The organism is Pantoea sp. CTOTU49201, from assembly GCF_032054795.1.
Classification (GTDB): Bacteria; Pseudomonadota; Gammaproteobacteria; order Enterobacterales; family Enterobacteriaceae; genus Pantoea; species Pantoea symbiotica.
Genome location: NZ_DAMBSA010000253.1, coordinates 1 through 6,967, shown reverse-complemented (window position 1 = coordinate 6,967; position 6,967 = coordinate 1). Strand labels below are relative to the sequence as shown.

Genomic DNA, 6,967 nt, shown 5'->3' with positions numbered 1-6,967 from the left:
CCAGCACGCCAGCGGCCTGCTCAGCGTTGGCCAGATCGAAACCGGTGTGCAGGTTGTAGATACCGAAGCCCAGCTTCTCCTGCAGCACTTTCGCGGCACAGACGTTTGCCAGAATCATCGACTCTTCAACAATACGGTTAGCGATGCGGCGTGGCTCGGAAATGATATCCAGCACTTCGCCTTTCTCGCCCAACACAAAGCGATAGTCCGGGCGATCTTTAAACACCAGCGCGTGGGTTTGACGCCACTCGCTGCGGGCCAGGCAAACCTGGTGCAGCAGGCGAATCTGCTGAGCAATGGCGTCATTCTCAGGCTGCCAGCTGCCGCTGTTTTCCAGCCAATCGGAAACTTCGTCATAAACCAGCTTGGCTTTTGACTCGATCCACGCGGCAAAGAAATGCACGTCATCAGCCAGGCTGCCATCTTTCAATACGGTGACGCGGCACGCCAGCGCTGGGCGACGCTCATTCGGACGCAGAGAACAGACGTCGTCAGAGAGTTCGCGAGGCAGCATCGGGATGTTAAAGCCCGGTAGATAGTTGGTGAACGCGCGTTTTGACGCCAGCTTATCCAACTCGCTGCCTTCCGCCACGTAAGCGGTTGGATCGGCGATGGCGATGGTCAGGATCAGATTGCCGTCGGCGGCTTCTTCCACGTACAGCGCATCATCCATATCCTGGGTGCTGGCGCTGTCGATGGTGACGAAGTTCAGCGCGGTCAGATCTTCACGCTGCAGATTTTCGTCAAGCATCTCACCAAAACCGACGTCCGGAGCCTGACGCTCGAGGTTATGGCGCGACAAGGTGACCCACCACGGCGCGAGGTGATCGTCCGCGGTGACAATGAATTCGGTCAGTTCGGCATAGAAACCGCGATCGCCTTTCAGCGGGTGACGACGCATCTCTGCCACCGCCCAATCGCCGGTCTGGAAATCGTGGGTCACGCCACGTTCGGCGCGGCACTGAATCGCATCTTTCAGCAGCGGATGATCCGGCACAATCGACAGGCGATCGTCCTTCTTCTGCACGCGGCCGACAAAGCGGGTCAGGAACGGCTCAACCAGGGTTTCCGGCTCGGCACTCTCGCGGTCTTTATCGGTGTGGATCACGGCAGAAATACGGTCGCCGTGCATCACTTTCTTCATCTGCGGTGGCGGAATGAAGTAGCTTTTCTGGGCATCAACTTCGAGGAAGCCAAAGCCTTTTTCCGTACCTTTAACAACACCTTCGACGCGCGGAGTCTGCGCGTGAAGCTTCTCTTTAAGCTGCGCGAGCAGCGGATTATCCTGGAACATAATTTATATAGTTTCGTGGCCTAAGAGCGGCTGACAGTTTTACGCGAATCGGGTCCGCGCGGCAAGGCCAAAACAGGCTAAAAAGCCGCTTTACGCGGCTTTTTACCTTCTGATAACGCTTTGGTCAGGCGATGCGTTGTGACGCTACGGCGGCAGTTAATGCCAGCTTCACCGGCACCGATTTTGAGGTCGGCGTGCCGCTGCCGTCGCCAAAACTGGAGAGCGGCACCAGCGGGTTAGTTTCCGGATAATAAGCCGCAAGGTTGCCGCGCGGAATGTTATACGGCACCAGTTTGAAACCGCAGACGCGACGGGTTAAACCGTCATTCCACAGCGTCTCGATATCCACCAGTTGGCCTTCAGCAAAGCCCAGCGACGCCATATCGTCCGGATGGATAAACACCACTTCACGCTGACCGTACACGCCGCGATAACGGTCATCGAGGCCGTAAATCGTAGTGTTGTACTGATCGTGTGAACGCAGGGTTTGCAGCGTAAACGGCACCGCGACATCACCTAACTGCGGGAACAGCGAAGTCGGCAGGGCGGCAGCGCTGAACTCGGCACGTTTGCTTGGCGTATTGAAGCGCAGCTCGGCGGCAGCGCTACCGAGGTAAAAACCGCCCGGAATGTCGCATTTATTATTGAAATCAGCAAAGCCGGGAATGGTGGCGGCGATGTGATCGCGAATCAGATCGTAATTGCCTGCCATCGCCAACCAGTCGATTTTATCGCTGCCTAACGTCGCATGGGCGATGCCGGCCACAATCGCGGTTTCGGAACGCTGCGTTTCCGCCAGTGGAATGCCGACACCTTCTGAGGCGTGCACCATGCTGAACGAGTCTTCAACGGTGATGTACTGATTTCCGCTGGCCTGGCGATCGCGTTCGGTACGGCCCAGCGTCGGCAGAATCAGCCCTTCATGGCCTGGCACCAAATGGCTGCGATTGAGTTTGGTGCTGATGTGCACGGTTAAACCGCAATGCTGCAACGCTTCTTCGGTGACCGGTGAATCCGGTGCGGCCGCCGCAAGGTTGCCGCCCAGCGCAATCAGCACCTTCACTTCGTCACGCAGCATCGCGTTTAGCGCTTCAACGGTGTTGTGGCCGTGCTCGCGCGGTGGCTCAAAATCAAAGTGCGCGCCGAGGGCATCGAGGAACGGCTTGCCCGGTTTCTCATCAATGCCCATGGTGCGGTTACCTTGCACATTACTGTGGCCGCGCACCGGACACAGGCCTGCGCCTTTCTTGCCCAACTGACCAAACAGCAGCTGCAGGTTGGTGATCTCGCGGACGGTATCCACTGAATGTTTATGCTGCGTGATGCCCATCGCCCAGGTAACAATCACGCGTTCAGAACTTTGATAAATCGCCGCCGCTTCACGGATCTGAACTTCGCTCAGACCGGATTGGCGCACAATATCGTCCCAGCGGGTATTATCCACCGCAGCGATATAGTCTTCTACACCATGCGTATTAGCATCAATAAACGCCTGATCGAAAATGCCTTTTTCACCGGCTGCCAAACGTGCACGCTGTAGCTCGAGCAGGGCTTTCACCATGCCGCGCACCGCCGCCATATCGCCGCCCAGATTAGGCTGGTAATAGGCAGAACTAATGGTGCCGGCCATCGACGTCACTACTTCTAACGGCTTTTGCGGATCGGCAAAACGCTCAAGGCCGCGTTCGCGCAGTGTGTTAAAGGTGACGATCTTCGCACCGTGATCGGCGGCGTGGCGCAGACTGTGCAGCATGCGCGGATGGTTGGTGCCCGGATTCTGACCCAAAACGAAAATCGCGTCGGCGTGATCAAAATCGTCCAGACGAATAGTGCCTTTACCGACGCCGATGCTGCGCTTCAGGCCGGTGCCGCTGGCTTCATGGCACATGTTGGAGCAGTCAGGGAAGTTGTTGGTGCCCATCACGCGGCCAAACAGCTGATAAAGCCACGAGGCTTCGTTGCTGGCGCGACCGGAGGTATAAAGCTCCATCTGGTTCGGATGATCCATCGCCTGCAGATGGCGAGCAATTAAGGCTAACGCATCGTCCCAGCTGATCGGTTCGTAATGGTCGGTGGCGCTGTTGTAGCGCATTGGATGGGTTAAGCGACCCTGATACTCAAGGAAGTAATCGCTTTGCTGATAAAGGGTGCTGACGCTGTGCTGGGCAAAAAATTCTGGCTCAACCACACGACGCGTGGCTTCCCACGTCACCGCTTTCGCCCCGTTTTCACAGAAGCTAAAGGTGCTTTTATTGTCATCGCCCCATGCGCAACCGGGGCAGTCGAAACCGCGCGCTTTGTTCATGCGCATCAGGTTACGCATGTTTTTCAGGGCAGCTTTACTATCAAGGACGAAACGGGTGGTGGCTTCCAATGAACCCCAGCCGCCCGCAGCAGCGCGATAGGGTTGAATCTTACGTTTAAATTTCATAGTTGCAGGCTTATTTGTTTATGAGTTGTTATCAGAATATGTCTTCTGTTAGCGGGAAGTGTGCGACTCTCCTTAAAAGTTGTCTAATTGATTGGTTTAATGGTGCGATAGGCGGCGTTTATCGCGAATCGGGCGTAAAGCGTGACCTAAGTCAAACTTTCCCGGCTGTTCAGGGGCGGCGGTTACGTGCTGCTGAGATAACTGGCTAATAATTGCTCTTTCCATTCTGAAAAGGGCACGCGCATGAAGAATCTGGCAAGCCAAATTCACGCCTTCGGTAAAGCCTTAATGATGCCCATCTCGGTGATCGCTGCCGCAGGGATCTTTCTTGGCCTGGCCGCCGCAATGCAAAACCCGGCGATTACCGGCGATGCCTTCGCCAATCTGCAGGTGCCACAACTGATCATCGGGTTTATTCGCAAAGTGGCGGGTGCGCTGTTCGCCAATCTGCCGCTGTTCTTTGCGGTGGCCAGCGCCATCGGGCTGGCGAAAGCGGAGAAACCCACCGCCGCCTTTGCCGCTGTGATTGGCTATATCGCCATGAACGTCGGTATCAGTTCCACGCTGGCCTCGAAAGGATTGACGGCCGCCACCACCACGCCAGAAGCGCTGCAGAAAGCGGGCATGGATCAAACTGCAGCAATGATGACGTCCGCCGAATACATCGACATGCTCGGCATCTTTACCTACAACATGAGCGTGCTGGGCGGCGTGATTGCCGGATTGATTACCGTGGTGCTTCACAACCGCTTCTACACCCAGCAACTGCCGACGGCGATCAGCTTCTTTGGCGGACGCCGCTTTGTGCCGATCGTTACCGTGGTGGTGCTGCCGCTAGTGGGCGTGCTGCTGGCGTTGATTTGGCCGACCATCGGCGCAGGCATCGCGTGGGTGGGTTTGATGATTGGTAAAAGCGGGCAATACGGCGCCTTCCTGCTCGGCACCAGCGAACGTTTGCTAATTCCTACCGGCTTGCACCATATCCTCAACGAAACCGTGCGCTTCACGCCGATTGGCGGCATGGCAACGGTGGATGGGCAAAGCATTGTCGGTGCGCTCAACATCTTTAACACCTCGCTGACGCATCCCGGCGCCATCCCGGACGATACAGTGCGCGGTGCCACGCAGTTCCTCGCACAGGGCAAAATTCCGGTGATGATGTTTGGCTTGCCGGCCGCCGCACTGGCGATTTACCACACCGCGCGCCCCGAACATAAGCAGCGCGTCAAAGCGCTGGTGCTGGCCGGTGCGCTGACCTCCTTTACCACCGGCATCACCGAACCGCTGGAGTTCTGTTTCATCTTCGTTTCTCCGGTGCTGTATATCCTGCATGCGCTGTTAACCGGCCTGTCATTTATGTTGATGTCGATGCTGCATTTGATGATTGGCAACGTGCAGGGCGGCGCCATCGATCTGGTGGTGTTCGGCATTCTCGGTGGCAGCAAAACGCATTGGTGGTGGACGATTGTGCTCGGCGTAATTTATGTGCCGATTTACTACTACGGCTTCCGTTTTGTCATCACGCGGATGCGGGTTGAAACGCCGGGACGGGAATCCGATGAGGAGCACAAACCCGAACAGGTGGCGGCGGATGAGCGCACCAAAGTGATCATCAGCGGGCTGGGCGGCGAAGCCAATATAGAGGACGTCGATTGCTGCTTCACGAGGCTGCGCGTGCGAGTTAAACAGATGAATGAAGTGGTCGATCAAACCTTACTGACCACCGGCGCGAACGGCATCAATCGCGTTAGTGAACACGATGTGCAGGTGATTTACGGCCCGCAGGTCGAGAAGATCGCCAACGACGTAAAAAGTGCCTTGGGCGTGGCGTAACTCAATGGTCGCTGCGCGTAGCATCAGCGCAGCGGTAACCGCCATGATACACTGCCGTTTTCCAGCCAATTCTGCTTTCCATGGACATCAAACAATTAATCTACCTGACTAATCTTGAGCGCGAACGCCATTTTGGCCGTGCGGCAGAAGTCAGCTTTGTCAGCCAGCCGACGCTATCGATGCGTCTGAAAAACCTTGAGCGCGAATTAGGGCTGTCGCTGATCAACCGCAGTAACAATTTCGATGGTTTTACGCCGGAAGGCGAGCGCGTGCTGACCTGGGCGCGGGAAATTGTCTCGGTGTATCAGGGATTAAAGCTGGAAGTGGAGTCGCTCAAGCATGGCGTCAACGGTACGTTGCGGCTTGGCGTCATGCCGCAGTGCAGCGTGGCGCTGCCCGCATTGTTGAAAGCGGTGGAAGCGCGTTATCCGCAGCTCGACTATCGCGTTGCCGCGATGAGCGCCGATCAGCTGCTGGAAGCGCTCAACAGCCATACGGTTGATGGCGGTATCGGCTTCTTTGAACTGACGTCATTGCGCGAGCTGCATTTCCAGACTGCGCTATTGAAAGATCCGGGCGTCGAAGCGCTGTTTAATCCGGCGCATTTCCCGGCGCTGCTGGAGCAAGAGAGCATTTCGCTCACCACACTAGCCAGCCAGCCGCTGTGTCTGGCGGAACCGACACGCTATTTTCGTCGTTATCTCGATGGGCAACTGCGTGAAACCGGCTTGATACCGCGCGTTATCGTTGAGAGCGCGTCGATTATGCAGCTGCTGCAAAGTGCGCAGGTTGGCCTCGGCGTGATGGTGTCGCCATGCGGGCATCTGTTGCCGGAGCTGATGCAGAATCTGGCGCGGCGGCCGATTGAGATGGCGCCGATGGGCCGGCAGGCGGCATTAGTGATTGCCGAGCCGGGCAGAGCATCGCCGCTGGCTCAGCATTTCTTTGATGAAGCGCGGCGGCATCTGCCCGATTAACGGGTTTCGCCGAGCGCCATCAGCAAGCGGTCCTGCCAGCTGGCGAAAGCTACCGCTTGTAACAAGGTGAAGATGCGTTCGCTGCCCCAGCCCGCGTTCAGCAGCGGTTGCAGATGCGCAGCGCTGAAGCGGTCGGGCAGGCGAGTAAGCTGGGCGCTGAGTGAAATCACTGGCGATGATGCGCCGGCGCTTTCGACATCCTGCAACAGCGCGGCACGCCATTCATCAGACACAAAATCAAACTGACGTCGACAACCCAGCACGCGCGCGCTGACTGCCTGCGCCAGCGCTTCATCCTCGGCAAAATGTTCACTCAGCCGCTGCTTCAGAGTGGCGAAGCCATACAGCGCTTGCGCATCATGCACCAGCAACCAAACGGCATCATCCAATCCCTCAATGCCCTGACAGAAGGTCACCGCCGCCAGCTGATCG

General features: G+C 57.0%; 4 protein-coding genes and 1 pseudogene. 2 read left to right on the top strand and 3 right to left on the bottom strand.

Annotation, left to right across the window (positions count from 1 at the left end):
- A partial coding sequence (locus RTY00_RS16600) for an exoribonuclease II (protein ID WP_312665174.1) occupies positions 1 to 1,294 on the bottom strand: 1,294 nt, incomplete at its 3' end.
- Between the two features lie 124 nt (positions 1,295 to 1,418).
- Positions 1,419 to 3,725: an FdhF/YdeP family oxidoreductase gene (locus RTY00_RS16595; RefSeq protein ID WP_312665173.1), complete on the bottom strand. Its 2,307-nt coding sequence runs from the start codon at positions 3,723 to 3,725 to the stop codon at positions 1,419 to 1,421.
- A gap of 243 nt (positions 3,726 to 3,968) precedes the next feature.
- On the opposite strand from RTY00_RS16595, the gene RTY00_RS16590 reads away from it, so the two are divergent.
- On the top strand, positions 3,969 to 5,558 hold the full coding sequence (locus RTY00_RS16590) for a PTS transporter subunit EIIC (protein WP_154156286.1): 1,590 nt from the start codon (positions 3,969 to 3,971) through the stop codon (positions 5,556 to 5,558).
- 80 nt (positions 5,559 to 5,638) lie between these two features.
- Positions 5,639 to 6,535 carry a LysR family transcriptional regulator gene (locus RTY00_RS16585; protein WP_312665172.1) on the top strand — a complete coding sequence of 299 codons (897 nt, stop codon included), beginning with the start codon at positions 5,639 to 5,641 and terminating at the stop codon, positions 6,533 to 6,535.
- Here RTY00_RS16585 and RTY00_RS16580 read toward each other — a convergent pair.
- Positions 6,532 to 6,967: pseudogene (locus tag RTY00_RS16580) on the bottom strand (oxidoreductase); the annotation flags it as partial. The gene RTY00_RS16585 and the pseudogene RTY00_RS16580 overlap by 4 nt on opposite strands.

What these genes read in the sequence shown, in the direction of transcription:
- RTY00_RS16595 (WP_312665173.1), bottom strand. Translation starts at nt 3,725, where the DNA reads ATGAAATTTAAACGTAAGATTCAACCCTATCGCGCTGCTGCGGGCGGC.
- RTY00_RS16590 (WP_154156286.1), top strand. Translation starts at nt 3,969, where the DNA reads ATGAAGAATCTGGCAAGCCAAATTCACGCCTTCGGTAAAGCCTTAATG.
- RTY00_RS16585 (WP_312665172.1), top strand. Translation starts at nt 5,639, where the DNA reads ATGGACATCAAACAATTAATCTACCTGACTAATCTTGAGCGCGAACGC.